Below are 499 nucleotides of genomic sequence, written 5' to 3'. Positions count from 1 at the left end.
CACTAATATCGTATAGTTTATTATGACATGCATGCGCACATTGTGCCGATTTACAGTTACCTTCAACTTCAAAAATTTTTGAATTCTCAAAGCCTGAATATTCAAAGTGATTATCTATATTTGATGTAATTACAAAATAGTTTTTATCACTAATTAATTCATATAAATTTTTCATAACTTCACTTAATTGATAATCTGCTAAAAAATACTGATATAGTTTACTATAAAATTTCCAGTAAATGAGCTCACTCGGATAAGGGTAAAATAATCCCTCTACAACATTATGAATTAGATATTCCTGTTTAAATGATGAAAAGTAATCATTAAAGTTTTTATCGTCAGCAAAAATATGAAACCCTTCTGCTATCGATAAACCATTACTTGCGCTTATAAGCACTTTATCTGCAGATTCCAAATGCTGAATAATATTTTCTGTAGTCATATATTCTCCTTTAAAGTTAACTATAAATTCACGCTGTTTTCTAACGTTTGTCGATAC

At 28.1% G+C, this 499-nt stretch carries 1 protein-coding gene; it reads right to left on the bottom strand.

What is annotated here, in order from left to right; all coding sequences use genetic code 11:
* Positions 1 to 442, bottom strand: a 442-nt coding sequence (locus ACF91D_RS31725) for a hypothetical protein (RefSeq protein WP_483883406.1), incomplete at its 3' end; no start/stop codon positions are given.
* Between the last annotated feature and the right edge of the window lie 57 nt (positions 443 to 499).

The sequence above is a fragment of the Staphylococcus sp. 231237_7MaSpsaltlick genome, assembly GCF_043107035.1.
Note: the sequence above shows the minus strand (reverse complement) of the source record. Positions and strands in the feature narration are given on the sequence as shown.